At 65.8% G+C, this 17,259-nt stretch carries 14 protein-coding genes; 2 read left to right on the plus strand and 12 right to left on the minus strand.

Annotated features, from left to right (window positions below; genetic code table 11):
• Positions 1-90: 90 nt before the first annotated feature.
• The 8 genes from hutI to L6D89_RS06385 all read right to left on the minus strand — a co-directional run bounded on the left by hutI (position 91) and on the right by L6D89_RS06385 (position 10,380).
• Positions 91-1,287: an imidazolonepropionase gene (gene hutI, locus L6D89_RS06350; RefSeq protein WP_236199126.1), complete on the minus strand. Its 1,197-nt coding sequence runs from the start codon at positions 1,285-1,287 to the stop codon at positions 91-93.
• Positions 1,284-2,816: a histidine ammonia-lyase gene (gene hutH / locus L6D89_RS06355; RefSeq protein ID WP_236199127.1), complete on the minus strand. Its 1,533-nt coding sequence runs from the start codon at positions 2,814-2,816 to the stop codon at positions 1,284-1,286. Before hutH (L6D89_RS06355) ends, hutI begins: the two co-directional genes overlap by 4 nt.
• A gap of 49 nt (positions 2,817-2,865) precedes the next feature.
• Complete coding sequence (locus L6D89_RS06360) at positions 2,866-3,681, minus strand: quaternary amine ABC transporter ATP-binding protein (RefSeq protein ID WP_236199128.1); 816 nt, start codon at positions 3,679-3,681, stop codon at positions 2,866-2,868.
• Complete coding sequence (locus tag L6D89_RS06365) at positions 3,678-4,532, minus strand: ABC transporter permease (RefSeq protein WP_236171167.1); 855 nt, start codon at positions 4,530-4,532, stop codon at positions 3,678-3,680. Before L6D89_RS06365 ends, L6D89_RS06360 begins: the two co-directional genes overlap by 4 nt.
• Positions 4,533-4,594: 62 nt before the next feature.
• A complete protein-coding gene (locus L6D89_RS06370) occupies positions 4,595-5,560 on the minus strand; it encodes an ABC transporter substrate-binding protein (RefSeq protein ID WP_236199129.1) in 966 nt (321 codons plus the stop codon).
• A gap of 79 nt (positions 5,561-5,639) precedes the next feature.
• On the minus strand, positions 5,640-7,052 hold the full coding sequence (locus L6D89_RS06375; protein WP_236199130.1) for a purine-cytosine permease family protein: 1,413 nt from the start codon (positions 7,050-7,052) through the stop codon (positions 5,640-5,642).
• A 182-nt stretch (positions 7,053-7,234) separates the two neighbouring features.
• A complete protein-coding gene (gene hutU / locus L6D89_RS06380) occupies positions 7,235-8,902 on the minus strand; it encodes a urocanate hydratase (protein ID WP_236199131.1) in 1,668 nt (555 codons plus the stop codon).
• Between the two features lie 461 nt (positions 8,903-9,363).
• Positions 9,364-10,380, minus strand: a complete 1,017-nt coding sequence (locus L6D89_RS06385; protein ID WP_236199132.1) for an ABC transporter substrate-binding protein — start codon at positions 10,378-10,380, stop codon at positions 9,364-9,366.
• A 232-nt stretch (positions 10,381-10,612) separates the two neighbouring features.
• On the opposite strand from L6D89_RS06385, the gene hutH (L6D89_RS06390) reads away from it, so the two are divergent.
• Positions 10,613-12,142, plus strand: a complete 1,530-nt coding sequence (gene hutH / locus L6D89_RS06390; RefSeq protein ID WP_236199133.1) for a histidine ammonia-lyase — start codon at positions 10,613-10,615, stop codon at positions 12,140-12,142.
• A gap of 1,094 nt (positions 12,143-13,236) precedes the next feature.
• Here the strand turns inward: hutH (L6D89_RS06390) and L6D89_RS06395 are convergent.
• Entirely contained in the window at positions 13,237-13,827 is a 591-nt protein-coding gene (locus tag L6D89_RS06395) for a HutD/Ves family protein (RefSeq protein WP_236199134.1), read from the minus strand.
• Entirely contained in the window at positions 13,824-14,534 is a 711-nt protein-coding gene (hutC, locus tag L6D89_RS06400; protein ID WP_045216884.1) for a histidine utilization repressor, read from the minus strand. Before hutC ends, L6D89_RS06395 begins: the two co-directional genes overlap by 4 nt.
• 247 nt (positions 14,535-14,781) lie before the next feature.
• On the opposite strand from hutC, the gene L6D89_RS06405 reads away from it, so the two are divergent.
• The gene (locus L6D89_RS06405) at positions 14,782-16,146 is read left to right on the plus strand and encodes a formimidoylglutamate deiminase (protein WP_236199135.1); all 1,365 of its coding nucleotides are present in this window, start codon (positions 14,782-14,784) and stop codon (positions 16,144-16,146) included.
• Positions 16,147-16,386: 240 nt separating this feature from the next.
• On the opposite strand, the gene L6D89_RS06410 is transcribed toward L6D89_RS06405, so the two are convergent.
• Both L6D89_RS06410 and bamE read right to left on the minus strand, forming a co-directional pair.
• Positions 16,387-16,941 (minus strand): lipocalin family protein, encoded by a 555-nt coding sequence (locus L6D89_RS06410; RefSeq protein ID WP_236199136.1) that lies wholly within the window; start codon positions 16,939-16,941, stop codon positions 16,387-16,389.
• A gap of 37 nt (positions 16,942-16,978) precedes the next feature.
• The gene (bamE, locus tag L6D89_RS06415; RefSeq protein ID WP_024766664.1) at positions 16,979-17,233 is read right to left on the minus strand and encodes an outer membrane protein assembly factor BamE domain-containing protein; all 255 of its coding nucleotides are present in this window, start codon (positions 17,231-17,233) and stop codon (positions 16,979-16,981) included.
• Positions 17,234-17,259: the final 26 nt, after the last annotated feature.

Consider the following 17,259-nt stretch of genomic DNA (forward strand, 5'->3'; position numbering starts at 1 on the left):
GTAGGAGCGAGCTTGCTCGCGAACTGCCCCGCTGGGGAGCTGGGTTCGCGAGCAAGCTCGCTCCTGCAAGAACACTGTCAATGTCGCGTTTCACAGCTCTTCGCCGTGACGAATGACGCGCTTGGGCAGGTCGCCGCCGAGCCAATAGGCCAGTTCGGCAGGGCGCTGGATGTCCCAGGCGATGAAGTCGGCGACCTTGCCCGCTTCCAGGCTGCCGTGGCTGTCGGCCATGCCCAGCGCGCGCGCGGCGTTGAGCGTCACGCCGGCCAGGGCTTCTTCCGGAGTCAGGCGGAAGGCGGTGCAGGCCATGTTCAGCATCAGCCGCAACGACAGCGCGGGCGAGGTTCCGGGGTTGAGGTCGCTGGCGATGGCGATGTTCACGCCGTGCTTGCGCAGGGCATCCATCGGCGGCAGCTGGGTTTCGCGCAGGACGAAGAAGGCACCTGGCAGCAGCACGGCCACGGTGCCGGCTTCGGCCATGGCGATGGCATCGCTTTCGTCCATGAACTCCAGGTGGTCGGCAGACAGCGCGCCATAGCGCGCGGCAAGGCTGGAGCCGTGCAGCGAGGACAGCTGCTCGGCGTGCAGCTTCACCGGCAGGCCAAGTCGCTTCGCGGCCTGGAATACCCGCTCGACCTGCGCTGGGGAGAACGCCAGGTGTTCGCAGAAGGCGTCCACCGCGTCGACCAGCCCTTCCTCGGCCAGCGCCGGGAGAATCTGGTTGCAGACCTGATCGATGTACTCGCCGGCGCGCCCGGCGTATTCCGGCGGCAACGCGTGGGCGGACAGGCAAGTGGTGCGTACCGTCACCGGCAGCTCCTGCTCCAGGCGGCGCGCCACGCGCAGCATGCGCCGTTCGCTCTCCAGGTCCAGGCCGTAGCCGGACTTCACTTCCACTACGGTCACGCCATCGGCCAGCAGCGGGCGGGCGCGCTTGATGGCGCTGGCCAGCAGTTGTTCCTCGCTGGCCTCGCGGGTGGCGCGCACGGTGCTGGCGATGCCGCCGCCAGCCGCTGCGATCTCGGCATAGCTGACGCCATTGAGACGCTGCTCGAACTCGCCGCTGCGGTCACCGCCGAACACCAGGTGCGTATGGCAGTCGATGAAGCCGGGCGTAACCCAGGCGCCGCCCAGGTCGGTGCTCTGCAAGGGGCGCTCGGACAGCTCGGCGCGCGGGCCGATCCAGCTGATGCGTTCACCCTCGGTGATGATCGCGGCGTCTTCGATGATGGCGTAACGACCATTCTTCATGGTCGCCGCGTGGCAGTGCTGCCAGAGGTGTTTCATTGCAATCTCCCGATACTCGCGCCGACGCTGTCCAGCGCTGCCGGGTCGGCCAGCAACGCAGTGGTGCGGTCGATATCCGGCGCCAGCCAGCGGTCGCTGTCGTAGGCCGGCACCTGCTCGCGCAACAGGCTCCAGGCGCAGTCGGTGCCGGCGCCGAAACGCTGCGGCTTGAGGAATTCGAAGGCCTGGGCGGCCAGCAGGTACTCGATGGCGAGGATGCGCCGGCTGTTGTCGAGGGCGCGGCCGAGCTTCAGCGCGGCGCTGGTGCCCAGGCTCAGGTGGTCTTCCTGCAGGCCGGAGGTGACGAAGTTGTCCAGCACCGCCGGTTGCGCCAGCTGGCGGTTCTCACCGGCCAGGGAAGCGGCGACGTACTGGGCAATCATCATTCCGGAGTTGACCCCCGGCTGGCTCACCAGGAAGGCAGGCAGGCCACTGACCAGCGGATTGACCAGGCGATCCAGGCGGCGCTCGGCCACTCCGCCCAACTCGGCCACGGCAATCGCCAGCAGGTCGGCGGCCATGGCCACGGATTCGCCGTGGGGGTTGGCCTGCGACACCACGCGGTAATCATCCGGCGTGCCCAGCACCAGCGGGTTGTCGGTGGCGGAATTGAGTTCGGTCTCGATCTGCTTCGCCACGTGCTCCAGCTGGTCGCGGCAGGCGCCGTGGATCTGCGGCATGGAACGGATGCTCAGGGCGTCCTGGGTGCGGATGCCCTTGCTGGCGGCGATCACTTCGCTGCCTTCGAGCAGGGCGCGCAGGTTGGCGCCGACTTTCTGCATGCCCGGATGCGGCTTGAGCGCGATGATCTCGGCATCGAAGGCGTCGATCTGCCCGCGCAGGGCTTCGAAGCTCATGGCGCCGATGACGTCGGCCCATTGTGCGAGGCGCGTGGCGTCGTCCAGCGCGAGGCAGCTCAGGCCGGTCATGCAGGGTGTGCCGTTGACCAGGCAGAGCCCGTCCTTGGCGCCCAGCTGCACCGGCTCCAGGCCTTCGGCGGCCAGCGCCTGGAAGGCCGGGACGACTTCGCCGCGATAACTCACTTCGCCGATGCCCAGCAGGGCAACGCCGACATGGGCCATGTGGGTCAGATAACCGACCGAACCCTGCGACGGCACGCGCGGGGTGATGCCGTGGTTGAGCAGCGCGACCAGCGCTTCCACCACGCGGCGATGCAGGCCGGACTTGCCGTGGCTGTAGTTGGTGATGGCCGCGCAAATAATTGCGCGGGTCTGCTCGTCCCGCAGCGGCTCGCCGACGCCGCAGGCATGGCTGAGCAAGGTGTTGCGCGACAGCTGCGCCAGTTGCTCGCCCTGCAGCACCACGTTGCACAGAGCACCGAGCCCGGTGTTGATGCCATAGGCGCGCTCGCCCCGGCTGACGATGCGTTCGACGATGCCACGGGCATTGTCGATGCGCGCCCAGGCGGCCGGCGCCAGTTGCAGGCGCGCGCCATGGCGCGCCACCGCGACCAGGTCCTGCCAGCGCAGCGGGCCGTTGCCGAGGGTGATGGTGGAAGAGGACGACATGCAGGACTCCTGTAGGCGGGGAAGCCCCCTTCCCCGCCGGTGAATGGCGTTAGATCGCGGCGACGCGGCGCTGGACGAAGCGGTCGACGTATTCGTCGGCGGGCTTGTGCAGGATGTCGCTGGGCGCGCCGACCTGGATCAGCTGGCCGTCCTTGAGGATGGCGATGCGGTTGCCGATGCGCACGGCTTCGTCGAGGTCGTGGGTGATGAAGACGATGGTCTTGTGCAGGGTCTTCTGCAGTTCCAGCAACTGGTCCTGCATGTCCGCGCGGATCAGCGGGTCGAGGGCGCTGAAGGCTTCGTCCATGAGGATGATGTCGGTGTCGGCGGCCAGTGCGCGGGCCAGGCCGACGCGCTGGCGCATGCCGCCGGAGAGCTGGTGCGGGTAGGACTTCTCGTAGCCCTTCAGGCCCACCGTGGCGATCCAGTGCAGCGCGCGCTCCTGGCACAGCGCCTTGCTCTCGCCACGAATCTTCAGGCCGTAGGCGACGTTGTCGAGCACGCTCTTGTGCGGAAGCAGACCGAAGCTCTGGAACACCATGCTGATCTTGCGCCGGCGGAAGTTCTCCAGCGCGGCCGCGTCGTAGCCGAGCACGTCCTCGCCATCCACCAGGATCTGCCCGCTGGTAGGGTCGATCAGGCGGTTGAAGTGGCGCACCAGGGTCGACTTGCCGGAACCGGAGAGGCCCATGATGACGAAGATTTCCCCGGCCTCGATGGACAGCGAGAGGTCGTTCACCCCAACCACGCAGTCGGTGGCGGCGAGCACCTCGGCCTTGCTCTTGCCCTGGCGGATCATCGCCAGGGCGGCGTCGGCCTTGGCACCAAAGATCTTGTAGACGTTCTTGACCTGGATCTTGCTCATTTGCTGGCCTCATGGTGGCGCGAGCGGCCGTAAGCCTGGGTGATGCGGTCGATGACCACGGCGAGGATGACGATGGCCAGGCCCGCCTCCAGACCCTTGCCGACGTTGAGCGTCTGGATGCCCACCAGCACGTCCTCGCCCAGCCCGCGGGCGCCGATCATCGAGGCGATGACCACCATCGACAGGGCCATCATGGTGGTCTGGTTGATGCCGGCCATGATGCTCGGCAGCGCCAGCGGCAGCTGTACGCCGAACAGTTGCTGGCGGCGGTTGGCGCCGAAGGCGGTGATGGCTTCCATCACCTCGCGGTCGACCTGGCGAATCCCCAGGTCGGTGAGACGGATCAGCGGCGGCGCGGCGTAGATCACCGTGGCGAAGATCGCCGGCACCTTGCCCAGGCCGAACAGCATCAGCACCGGGATCAGGTACACGAAGCTGGGCATGGTCTGCATGATGTCCAGAAGGGGCAGCAGCACGGCGCGGAAGCGGTCGCTGCGCGCGGCGAGGATGCCCAGCGGAATGCCGATCAGCACCGAGATGATGGTCGCGACCATCATCAGCGCGAGGGTCTGCATCAGCTTGTCCCACAGGCCCACCGCCCCCACCAGGAACAGCAGCCCGACGATCACCACGGTCGGCAGGATGCGCCGCGTGGCGTGCCAGGCGATGCCGGCGACGATGGCCAGCATCAGCCACCAGGGCGTCGCGCGCAGCACGCTCTCCAGGTTGACGATGGCCCACAGCAGGGTGTCGGAGATGTGGCGGAACACGTCGCCGTAGTTGGTGACCAGGGCATCGACCCAACCGTTGACCCAGTCGGCGATGGAGAAGGTGAAGCGTTCGGGAAACATGGCACGTACTCGTCAGGAGTGGGCATCACCGGGGACACTGGGCATCCCCGGAATCGGCGGCATCAGAGCGCGGCCTGGACCTTCTTCGCAGCGTCCTCGCTGACCCAGCTGGTCCAGACTTCCGGGTGTTCCTTGAGGAAGGCCTTGGCCAGTTGCTCGGAGGTCAGTTTCTCCTTGGCCATCTTCGCCAGGTTCTGGTTCAGCAGGTCGATGGGCAGGTTGACCTTTTCCAGCACGGCCACCAGTTCCGGGGCCTGGTCGTGGAAGGCCCTGGACAGGCCGACCTGGATCTTCACGTCCTTGTTCACGCCCGGCTCATCCAGCTTCACCAGGTCGGCCTGGCCCATCAGCGGCGTCGGCGACCAGTAGTAGAAGAGAATAGGCTCCTTGCGCTTGTAGCTCGACAGCACGGCGGCATCCAGAGCCGGGCCGGTGCCGGGACGGAAGTTGGTGTATTTGTCCTCGAGGCCGTACTTCTTCAGCATCTCGGAGTTTTCCAGTTCGCAGGTCCAGCCGGCCGGGCAGTTGTAGAAGCGGCCCTTGCCCGGCTCTTCCTGATCGCGGAACACTTCGGCGTACTGCGCCAGGTCGGTGACGGCCTTCAGGTTCGGCGCCTTGGCTTCGATGTTGCGCGCCTTGTCGCCCTCGATCACGAAGCGCGGCACGTACCAGCCCTCGGTGGCGCCAACGATGGGCGCGCCCACGCCGACCACCTTGTTGGCGGCGGCGGCCTTGTTCCAGGCGTCGCTACGGCCAATCCATTCCTCGCTGAAGATCTGGATGTCGTTGTTCGCCAGCGCCTGTTCCATGGTGATGGAGTTGCCCGGCAGGCTGTCGGTTTCGCAGCCGTAGCCGTTCTTCAGGATGATCTGCATGAGGTCGGTGAGCAGCATGCCGCTCTCCCAGTTCAGCCCGGCGAATTTCACCGGCTTGCCACTCTCGCACCAGCCGGCGGCCTGGGCCGAGGTGCCGGCCAGCAGGCCGGCGGACAGGAACAGGCCCAGCAGCGTCTTCTTGGTGTTGTTCATCTGATGCTCCTAAACGTGAATGAGGTTGGGCAGTGCAAGGGCCGCGCGGGCTTGTGGCTGCGCGGCCGGGCCGGTCTGTTCAGGTGCGGGCCGGCAGGATCAGCCGGTCCGGTACTGCCCGCGTGACACGGCGGGCGACCAGGTAATAGAGAACCGCAGGGACCACCAGGCCGATGATCCAGGAGATATCCACGCCACCCAGGGCATCCACCAGCGGGCCGGTGTAGAACTTGGTGGAGATGAAGGGCAGCTGCACCAGCACGCCGATCACGTAGACGCTGATGCCGGGGATGTTCCAGCGACCGTAGCGGCCATCGGGGTCAGCCAGCGCCGGCACGTCGTAGTGCTCACGGGTGATGCAGTAGTAGTCCACCAGGTTGACCGCGCTCCACGGGGTGAAGAAGGCCAGCAGGAAGAGGATGAAGGACTTGAACGCGCCGAGGAACGAATGCTGGCCCAGCAACGCGATCAGGGTCGCGGCGCCGACGATCAGCAGGACGAACACCAGGCGCTGCACGCGGCTCACTTCCAGGTGGCCGCGGAAGCCGCTGATCACCGTGGCGATGCACATGAAGCTGCCGTAGGAATTCAGCGTCGAGATGGTGATCTTGCCGAAGGCGATGCTGAAGTACAGCAGCGCGGCGACCGCGCCACTGCCGCTGAGGCCGACGATGTAGGCCACTTCATGGCCGGCGAACTGCCCATTGGCCCCGGCCGCGGCGAACACGCCGAAGATCATCGCCACCTGGGCGCCGATCACCGAGCCAGCGCCCACGGCGAGGAAGGTTTTCACCGAGGAAGTCCGGCTCGGCAGGTAGCGCGAGTAGTCCGCGACATACGGCCCGAAGGCGATCTGCCAGGAGGCAGCCAGGGATACCGCCAGCAGGAAACTGCTCCAGCTGAAATGGCGAATCTGCAGCAGCGCGCTGACGTCGGTCTGGCTCATCAGGCGGCTGAACAGGTAGACGAAGGCGATCACCCCGATGACGCTGGCGATGCGGCCGATGACATGGATCACCCGGTAGCCGAGCACGGTCACCAGTACGATGACGCTGGCGAACATGAGGATGCCGACGCTGTCGCTGACGCCGAACAGCTGGCCCAGCGCCTGGCCGGAGAGCACCGTGCCGGTGGCGGTGAAGCCCAGGTACATCAGGCACACCAGCACGATTGGAATGGCCGCCCCGTAGACGCCGAACTGCACGCGGCTGGAAATCATCTGCGGCAGGCCGAGCTTGGGCCCCTGGGCTGCGTGCAGCGCCATGACGCCACCGCCCAGCAATTGGCCGATGAGCAGGCCGATCAGCGACCAGAACACATCGCCGCCCAGCACCACGGCGAGGGCGCCGGTGACGATGGCGGTGATCTGCAGGTTGGCGCCCAGCCACAGGGTGAACTGGCTGTAGAGCTTGCCGTGGCGCTCGGCCTCGGGGATGTAGTTGATCGAGCGCACCTCGATCAGGGGTTTGGAGCTATCACTGGCCTGGGACATCGTTATTGTTCTCCCGAAGGGAATTCTTGTCTGTCGATGTACTGCATTGCTGACGGACCGGGCCGCCGCACCACGCCGTGCGGCGGCCCTCTCCCTGGTCCTGGTTCGCTACCCGCGATGGTTTGCCCGTCGTAGGGCGCATAACGCGCCAGCGTTATCCGCCGTTGTATTGGCGGCGCCCCTCACTTGCCGGTGATCATCGGCAGGTTCAGCCCCTGCTCCCTGGCGCAATCGATAGCGATCTGGTAACCGGCGTCGGCATGGCGCATCACGCCGGTGCCAGGGTCGTTGGTCAGCACGCGGGCGATGCGCGCGGCCGCCTCATCGGTGCCGTCGCAGACGATCACCATGCCCGAGTGCTGGGAGAAGCCCATGCCCACGCCGCCGCCGTGGTGCAGCGAGACCCAGGTGGCGCCGCTGGCGGTGTTCAGCAGGGCGTTGAGCAGCGGCCAGTCGGACACGGCATCAGAGCCGTCGCGCATGGCTTCGGTCTCGCGGTTGGGGCTGGACACCGAGCCGGAGTCGAGGTGGTCGCGGCCGATCACGATCGGTGCCTTCAGCTCGCCGCGGCGGACCATCTCGTTGAACGCCAGGCCGAGCTTGGCGCGCTGGCCCAGGCCGACCCAGCAGATGCGCGCCGGCAGGCCCTGGAAGCTGATGCGCTCACGCGCCATGTCCAGCCAGTTGTGCAGGTGGGCGTCGTCGGCGATCAGTTCCTTGACCTTGGCGTCGGTCTTGTAGATGTCCTCGGCGTCGCCGGAAAGCGCGGCCCAGCGGAACGGGCCGATGCCGCGGCAGAACAGCGGGCGGATGTAGGCCGGGACGAAGCCGGGGAAGTCGAAGGCGTTCTCGACGCCCTCTTCCTTGGCCATCTGGCGGATGTTGTTGCCGTAGTCGAAGGTCGGCACGCCCTGCTTCTGGAACTCCAGCATGGCTTTCACGTGCACAGCCATGGACTGCTTGGCGGCCTTCACCACGGCAGCCGGTTCGGTCTGCGCGCGGTCGCGGTACTGCTCCCAGGTCCAGCCGGCCGGCAGGTAGCCGTTGAGCGGGTCGTGGGCGGAGGTCTGGTCGGTGACCATGTCCGGGCGTACGCCACGCTTGAGCAGTTCCGGGAGGATTTCCGCGGCGTTGCCCAGCAGGGCGATGGAGATGGCCTTTCCCTCGCCGGTGTATTTGGCGATGCGCGCCAGGGCATCGTCGAGGTCCTTGGCCTGCTCGTCGACGTAGCGGCTGGCGAGGCGGAAGTCGATGCGGCTCTGCTGGCATTCGATGTTCAGCGAGCAGGCGCCGGCCAGGGTCGCGGCCAGCGGCTGGGCACCGCCCATGCCGCCGAGGCCCGCGGTGAGCACCCACTTGCCTTTCAAGCTGCCGTCGTAGTGCTGGCGGCCGGCTTCGACGAAGGTTTCGTAGGTGCCCTGGACGATGCCCTGGCTGCCGATGTAGATCCACGAGCCGGCGGTCATCTGGCCGTACATGGCCAGGCCCTTGGCGTCGAGTTCGTTGAAATGCTCCCAGTTGGCCCAGTGCGGCACCAGGTTGGAGTTGGCGATCAGCACGCGCGGGGCGTTGGCGTGGGTCTTGAAGACACCGACCGGCTTGCCGGACTGCACCAGCAGGGTCTCGTCTTCATTCAGCTCCTTCAGGGTCTCGACGATCTTGTCGTAGCACTCCCAGTTGCGTGCGGCGCGGCCGATGCCGCCGTAGACCACCAGTTCCTTCGGATTCTCGGCGACTTCCGGGTCGAGGTTGTTCATCAGCATGCGCAGCGGCGCTTCGGTCAGCCAGCTCTTGGCGTTCAGTTGGGTGCCGCGCGGGGCACGGATTTCGACATCACGGAATTTGGTCACGGAGGGCTCCTTCGCTTGCTCGGATCGTTAAGCCGGTGAGGGCTCTGGCGGTTCGTTCGACGGTGCCGAGGGGTTCGTCACCATCATGTCTATGCTTGTATGTACAAGTATAAGCAAAGGAAAGGCCAACCTTGGCTGAGGCCGTGCTCCGGCCGCCAATAGTTGAGATCAAACTATTGATTTATAAGCATTAAAAACGAAATAAAGGCGATCGGCAGTGGATGACGGAAAGTGCCACCTGACAGACAACCGCACCAGAAGAAGGCTTCCATGCACCGTTCCGTTGCGTTCGGTAACACCGCTCGCTACGAAGGGACACAGCTTGTATAGACAAGTATTTCCGAGCGGGGAATGCCAGCCCGCAGCGGTGCAGTTCGCGAGCAAGCTCGCTCCTACAAAGAGCGCGGTGGTGGCCGGCCTGTAGGAGCGAGCTTGCTCGCGAACCCTTTCGAACCTGGCGACTATTTCAACACGGCATCGATCTTCCCCGCCGCCTCGGCTGTCACCCACTTCGACCACAACTCCCGGTGCTCGCGGAAGAATTTCGCCCGTACATCCGCCACGTCCCGGTGGTGCTGCGCCATGTCCGCCAGTAGCGCGTTGAACATCGGCAGCGGCAGCTCGACCTTTTCGAACACCTGCACCAGTGGCGGCGCCTTGTCGTGGAAGTCGCGCGAAACGCCAATGCTGATCTTCGCCGGCAGCGAGCGCGAGCCCTTGGGGTTGGGGTTGTTCGGGTCGGTCAGGGTCTTCCAGGCCGCCTCGTCGAACGGCGGCTCCTCCAGTTGCACCAGCTTGAAGCGGCCCAGCAGCGGCGTCGGCGCCCAGTAATAGAAGAGCACCGGCTTGCCCTGGGCGATGGCCGACGTGATCGCCGCGTCCAGCGCAGGGCCGGCGCCAGTGCGGAAGTTCACATAGCTGTCGTCCAGCCCATAGGCCTTGAGCTTCTGCGTGTTGACGATCTCGCAGGTCCAGCCGGTGGGACAGTTGTAGAAGCGGCCCTTGGCCGGCTCCTCGTCATCCTTGAACAGGGCCTTGTACTTCGGCAGATCGTTCACGGACTTCAAGTCTGGCGCCGAGGCCTTGATCCCGCGCTTGGCATCGCCGTGCACCACGTAGTCCGGCACCCACCAGCCTTCGCTGGCGCCCTTCACCGTCTCGCCCACGGAGAACACCTGGCCGGCCTGCTCCGCTCGCTGCCACACGGTGCTGCGCCCGGCCCACTGCTCGCCGGTGACCTGGATGTCGTTCTGCTTCAGCGCGTTCTCCATGGTCACGGTGTTACCCGGCACGGCATCGGTCTGGCAGCCGTAGCCCTTCTCCAGGATGAAGCGCAGCACCTCGGTGGTGAACATGCCGCTCTCCCAGTTCAGCCCGGCGAACACCACGGGTTTCGGATAGGGGCAGCCAGCGGCAAGGGTCTGCGCGCACAGGCCGAAGGCCAGCAGCAGCGCGAGCAGGCAACGGGGGGCGGACATGGGCGACTCCGGGCGCGTTGGTGTCCTTAGGGTTTAGCCGCCAAGGCACGGTTTGCCCACGACCATCGGACTGGAAATGCCACCGGCGGTGATATTCACTCATCCCTGAACCGCCGCACAGCGGGGTGGGCCACCGTGGAGCAGGCGCCAGCCGACCATGGCACAGTGATTGCTATACCTGTATATACAGGAACAATCCACGGTAACACTTCACCGAATCCAGGATGCTGACATGCCCGACACCCTGCTCCTGACGCCCGGCCAGTTCGATCTTGACCAGCTGCGCGCCATCTACCAGCACCAACCCGACCTGCAACTGGCGGATGAATGCCGCGAAGCCATCCTGCGCAGTGCGCAGACGGTCAGCCAGATAATCGCCGACCAGCGCACCGTGTACGGCATCAATACCGGTTTCGGCCTGCTGGCGCGCACCTCGATTCCCGAGGCGCAACTTGCCACGCTGCAGCGCAACCTGATCCTTTCCCACTGCACCGGCACCGGCCCGCTGCTGGACGATGCCAGCGTGGCGCTGATCATGGCGCTGAAGATCGGCTCGCTGGCGCGTGGCTTCTCCGGCGTCGGCCCGGCGGTGATCGAGACGCTGCTCAAGCTCTACCGCGCGCGGGTCTACCCATGCATTCCGTCCCAGGGCTCGGTGGGCGCCTCCGGCGACCTCGCGCCGCTGGCGCACATGTCCGCGACCCTGCTGGGCGTCGGTCAGGTGCGCCATGAAGGGCGCATCCTCGAAGCCAGCGAAGGCCTCGCCATTGCCGGCGCCGAACCGCTGGTGCTGGGACCGAAAGAAGGCCTGGCGCTGATCAATGGCACCCAGGTGTCCACCGCGCTGGCCCTGCGTGGGCTGTTCGCGGCCGAGCGACTGTTCATCTCGGCAGTCGTGGCCGGCAGCCTGAGCGTGGAAGCGCTGAAAGGCTCCTTCGTGCCGTTCGATGCGCGCATCCAGGAAGTACGCGGCCAGCCGGGGCAGATCGCGGTCGCCGCGCTGTACCGCGAGTTGCTGCATGACAGCCCGATCAACCACTCGCACATCGACTGCAAGCGCGTGCAGGACCCGTACTCGCTGCGCTGCCAGCCGCAGGTGATGGGCGCGTGCCTGGATCACCTGCGCTTCGCCGCCAGCGTTTTCCTGCGCGAGGCCAATGCGGTTTCCGACAATCCGCTGGTATTCAGCGCTGACGGCGATGTTCTGTCAGGCGGTAACTTCCATGCCGAGCCGGTGGCCATGGCCTCCGACGTGCTGGCACTGGCGATCTCGGAGATCGGCGCGCTGTCCGAGCGGCGCATCGCCCAGCTGGTAGACCCGGCGATGTCCGGCCTGCCGGCGTTCCTGGTCAAGGAAGGCGGGCTGAATTCCGGCTTCATGATCGCCCAGGTCACCTCGGCGGCGCTGGCCTCGGAGAACAAGACCTGGGCGCACCCGGCCTCGGTGGACAGCCTGCCGACTTCGGCCAACCAGGAAGACCACGTGTCCATGGCCACCTTCGCTGCCCGCCGCCTGCAGGACATGGCCGCCAACAGCGCCGGCGTGGTCGCCATCGAACTGCTTGCCGCAGCGCAGGGAGTGGACTTCCACGCACCGCTGCAAAGCTCGCCGCAACTGCAGGAAGTGCGCACGCTGATCCGCAGCCAGGTACCGCACTACGAGCAGGACCGTTACTTCGCCCCGGACATCGCCGCCGCGCGGGCGTGGGTGGAGGAAGGGGTGATGAGTCGGTGGATCGGTTGTTCGCGGTTGTATTCGTAACTCATCCGTAGGATGGGTGGAGCGCAGCGATACCCACGCGGATCCCGCGCGACAATTGATGGGTATCGCTTCGCTCCACGCCATCCTACTCGCAGCATTTCGCCGGCCCCTTGATTGAAAAGGGCACCTTCCGGCGCCCTTCTCTGCTCAGCGTGATTCGAGTTCGATCACACAGATATCCGCACTCCCCGTCATCGCCAGCCGACACTCCCGCAGCACACCATCGCCCTCGGCAACCAGGGCCGTAGGATGGGTGGAGCGCAGCGACACCCATGCGGATTCCGCGCGACAATTGATGGGTATCGCTTCGCTCCACGCCATCCTACTCGCAGCATCCCGCCGGCCCCTTGATTGAAAAGGGCGCCTTCCGGCACCCTTCTCTGTTCAGCGTGATTCGAGTTCGATCGCACAGATATCCGCCTTGCCCGCCACAGACAAGCGCCACTCCCGCAGCGCACCATCGCTCTCGGCAACCAGGGCCGTAGGATGGGTGGAGCGGAGCGATACCCATGCGGATTCCGCGCGACAATTGATGGGTATCGCTTCGCTCCACGCCATCCTACTCGCAGCATCCCGCCGGCCCCTTGATTGAAAAGGGCGCCTTCCGGCGCCCTTTCTGCTTAGCGTGATTCGAGTTCGATCACACAGATATCCGCACTCCCCGTCACCGCCAGCCGACACTCCAGCAGCGCGCCATCGCCTTCGGCAACCATGGCCGTAGGATGGGTGGAGCGAAGCGATACCCATGCGGATCCCGCGCGACAATTGATGGGTATCGCTTCGCTCCACGCCATCCTGCTCGCAGCATTCCGCCGGCCCCTTGATTGAAAAGGGCACCTTCCGGCGCCCTTCTCTGCTCAGCGTGAGTCGAGTTCGATCACACAGATATCCGCACTCCCCGTCACCGCCAGCCGACACTCCAGCAGCGCGCCATCGCCTTCGGCAACCATGGCCGTAGGATGGGTGGAGCGGAGCGATACCCATGCGGATTCCGCGCGACAATTGATGGGTATCGCTTCGCTCCACGCCATCCTACTTGCAGCATTCCACCGGCCCCTTGATTGAAAAGGGCGCCTTCTGGCACCCTTTTCTGCTCAGCGTGATTCGAGTTCGATCACACAGATATCCGCCTTGCCCGCCACAGACAAGCGCCACTCCCGCAGCGCACCATCGCCCTCGGCAATCAGCGTGTCGTGCAGGCCCAGCACACCGGCGGCCTCCCCGTTCAGGCTGGCATGTACGCCCTCGTCCGCACTGAACAACAGCACCGTGGAAGCGTTGCTGAAGAAGTGCGCCGCGCCGTCGACCTTCAACCATTGCAAACGCGCCCGGTAGCGAGCGGGCGAATAGATCAGGTTGAAATCGCGGATCGCCCCGCCGAGCAGCGTGCACTCCACCGCGTTGGCGCCATCGAAGGCGAAAGCGTCGAGCGCTTTCAGAGCGCGGGAATCGACACCGTCGACCTGCAGCCGCATGCCCTCGCCCTCCAGCACGCTGATGACGCGCTGGTAGCCGCTGAATGCGGAGAACGGCCCCGGCGCGCCGACATCAGCGATGGACACGCGCCAGCCGAAACCTTCCAGGCCATCGCCGGCATCGCGGACGATCTCGCGGGTGGTGCCCGCGCCGTTCTTCCAGGGCATCGCCGGGTAGTCGGCGGCACGCAGAATTCGCACGTCACTCATGAACTGAAGCGTCCTTCCAGGCGGTAGCGCGAACCCGGATAGAGCAGGCGCGCGCTGGTGACGGTATTGCGTCCCGACCAGGTGCGCCGGCGGATCAGCAGGCACGGCTCGTGGCGGTCGACGGACAGCAGCTTGCATTCCTCGGGGCTGGGCAGCACCGCCTCGACCACGTGCTCACCCTCGCTCAGCGGCGCGACCTGGGTGAGGTAGGCGAAGGGCGTCTGCCCGGTGAAATCCTGCTTCAGGTAGTCCGGCGCCACGGCCGCGTTGACGTAGCGGTCTTCGATCTGCACCGGGATATCGTTCTCGTAGTGCACGATCACCGAGTGGAAGATGCGCTGGCCCTCGCGCACATCCAGCGCCAGCGCGCGCTCGGCGCTGGCCAGTTCTTCCACCAGGCTGATCACCACGAGATGGTGCTTGTGCCCGCGGGCGGTGATTTCCTCGGCGATGTTCTGCACCTGGAACAGCGCGGACTGGCCCTTGGGCTCGGCGACGAAGGTCCCCACGCCCTGCATGCGCACCAGCAGGCCGTCGGCAGTCAGTTCACGCAGCGCACGGTTGATGGTCATGCGGCTGACGCCCAGCTCGTCAACCAGTTCCGCCTCGGACGGCACGCGGTGGTGCGGCGGCCAGGTGCCGGACTGGATCTGCTGGATGATCAGTTGCTTGACGCGGGCATACAACGGCGCGGGAATTTCCCCCATCTGCGCGGCGAGCGACGAACCCTCGGCGGGCGAGGTAGGCGTGGGCGATGCGGGCACGGGAAACTCCTTGTCGTGGCGACGGTATTCTTTCTTTGAAGGGCGACTGCGGTCTGACTCCGGCATGTACCGGATTCGACCCGTGCATACAAGTCCTCTGACGACCGCCGGGTTGCCTCGCAGTTTACGGTCCCGGCAAACGTCTGTATATGTATATACAAATTCCAAGAAGCCTGCGAGGGCCCTGTGCATGTCCGTCCTGTTCGCTGAAACCGCCCTGCTGCCCACCGGCTGGGCACGCAACGTCCGCTTCGAGATCGATGCCGCGGGCCTGTTCACCGCGATCACCCCGGACGCCAGCGCAGAGGGCGCCGAACGGGTTTCCGGGCCGCTGCTGGCGGGCATGCCGAACCTGCACTCGCACGCCTTCCAGCGCGCCATGGCGGGCCTGGCGGAAGTCGCCGGCAACCCCAACGACAGCTTCTGGACCTGGCGCGACCTGATGTACCGCCTGGTCGGTCGCCTGTCACCCGAGCAGGTCGGAGTGATCGCCCGCCAGCTGTACATCGAGATGCTCAAGGCCGGTTACACCGGCGTCGCCGAATTCCATTACGTGCACCACGACGTCGACGGCCAGCCCTACGCCAATCCGGCGGAACTGGCGCTGCGCGTCAGCCAGGCGGCGACGGATGCCGGCATCGGCCTCACGCTGCTGCCGGTGCTCTACTCCCACGCCGGCTTCGGCGGTCAGGCGCCGAGCGAAGGCCAGCGCCGTTTCATCAACAGCACGGACAGCTACCTGAAACTGATCGACGGGCTGCGCGCACACCTGGCAGACCGGCCGCAGCAGGGCCTCGGCCTGTGCTTCCACTCCCTGCGCGCGGTGGCGCCGCAGCAGATCGCCGAGGTGCTGGGCACCAACTCCAGCGGCTGCCCGGTGCATATCCACATCGCCGAGCAGCAGAAGGAAGTCGACGACTGCCTGGCCTGGAGCAGTCGCCGTCCGCTGCAGTGGCTGTATGAGAATGTCGCGGTGGACGAACGCTGGTGCCTGGTCCATGCCACCCACGCCGAAGCCGACGAAGTCACCGCTATGGCGCGCAGCGGCGCGGTCGCCGGGCTCTGCCTGACCACCGAGGCGAACCTGGGTGACGGCATCTTCCCGGCAGTGGATTACCTCGCCCAGAACGGCCGCTTCGGCATCGGCTCGGACAGCCATGTATCGCTGAGCGTGGTCGAGGAGCTGCGCTGGCTGGAATATGGCCAGCGCCTGCGCGACCAGCGCCGCAATCGCCTCTACGGCAAGGACCAGCCGATGATTGGCCGCACCCTGTTCGATGCCGCCCTCAGCGGCGGCGCCCAGGCGCTTGGCCAGCCCACGGGGGAACTGGCGGTCGGCAAGCGCGCCGACCTGCTGGTGCTCGACGGTAGCGACCCCTACCTGCAGACCGCCCGTGGCGACGCCATTCTCAACCGCTGGCTGTTCGCCGGCGGCGACCGCCAGGTACGCGATGTGATGGTCGCCGGACAATGGCGCGTGCGTGATGGCAGGCACGCGCTTGAAGAGCAAAGCGCCCACGAGTTCTCTGGCGTCCTTCGCGAGCTGCTGAACTGACAGCGTTTGTAGGATGGCGTGGAGCGCAGCGATACCCATCAATTCCCATGCGCATGCAGCGTGGGTATCGCTGCGCTCCACCCATCCTACGACGCAGGGACCAAACCTGTAGGAGCGAGCTTGCTCGCGAACCAGCCCCGCTGCGGAGATTGTTCGCGAGCAAGCTCGCTCCTACGACAAGCCCATGCCGGCAATACCGCGCGAAATAGCCCAATGAAAAACGCCCCGAGGGGCGTTTTTTCATTGGGCCGTTGAACTGGAATCGGCTGCCCGCCAGATCAGGTCATCCGTCTGGTAGCCACGCGCGTGGGCCAGCTCCAGCAGCTTCTCGCGCGTCGCATCCGGCACCACCGGCTTGCGCGACAGCAGCCAGAGGTATTCGCGATTCGGATTGCCCACCAGCGCGGTCTGGTAATCGTCGTCGACGTAGAGCACCCAGTAGTCGCCCTTGGCGAGCCCCGGGAAGATCCGCGTGAAGGTATTGTCGAAACGCACCCAGAGCTTGTCGGTGCGGCCCGGCACCTGCGCTTCGGCGCGGCCGGTGGCCTGGTCCCACTCACCGTCAGTGGTCAGACAGCGATTGGTCACCGCGATGCTGGAGTCAGGCTGCAGCTGGTAGTGGGCTTCGGATTGCGCACAGTGGCGCTGGAAGAACATCGGCTTGCGCGCCAGCTCGTACCAGGTGCCCTCGTAGCGCTTGAGGTCGACCTGCACGGTCTGCGGCGGTTGCGGCGAAGACCCGGCACAACCGCTCAACGCGGCGAGGCAGGCCAGCCAGGTAAGGGATCGACGCATTGCGTTGCTCCTTGGCTGCCCGCCCCGCCCCCAGGGCTTACTTCAGGCCCTGGGCGGAGAACAGCAGCACTTTGTCGCCAGCGTACTGGATGCTGATGAAAGCCTTCTCGTCTCCCCAGGTGCAGCTGGAAACCCCCAGTGCGCCGGAGCATTCGGCAGGCTTGCCGAGCAGGCTTTCCACCTCGGCCTTGCTCATGCCGGTTTTGATCTTGGAATAGTTCTCCTGGTTCACTTTGCTGCAAGCGGCCAGGACGACACAGAACGCGACGAGCGCGAGGCGGCGGAAGGACATCGACAACTCCATTGTTTGGGGGGCAG

It is taken from the genome of Pseudomonas pseudonitroreducens, from assembly GCF_021603645.1.
Taxonomy (GTDB): domain Bacteria; phylum Pseudomonadota; class Gammaproteobacteria; order Pseudomonadales; family Pseudomonadaceae; genus Pseudomonas; species Pseudomonas pseudonitroreducens.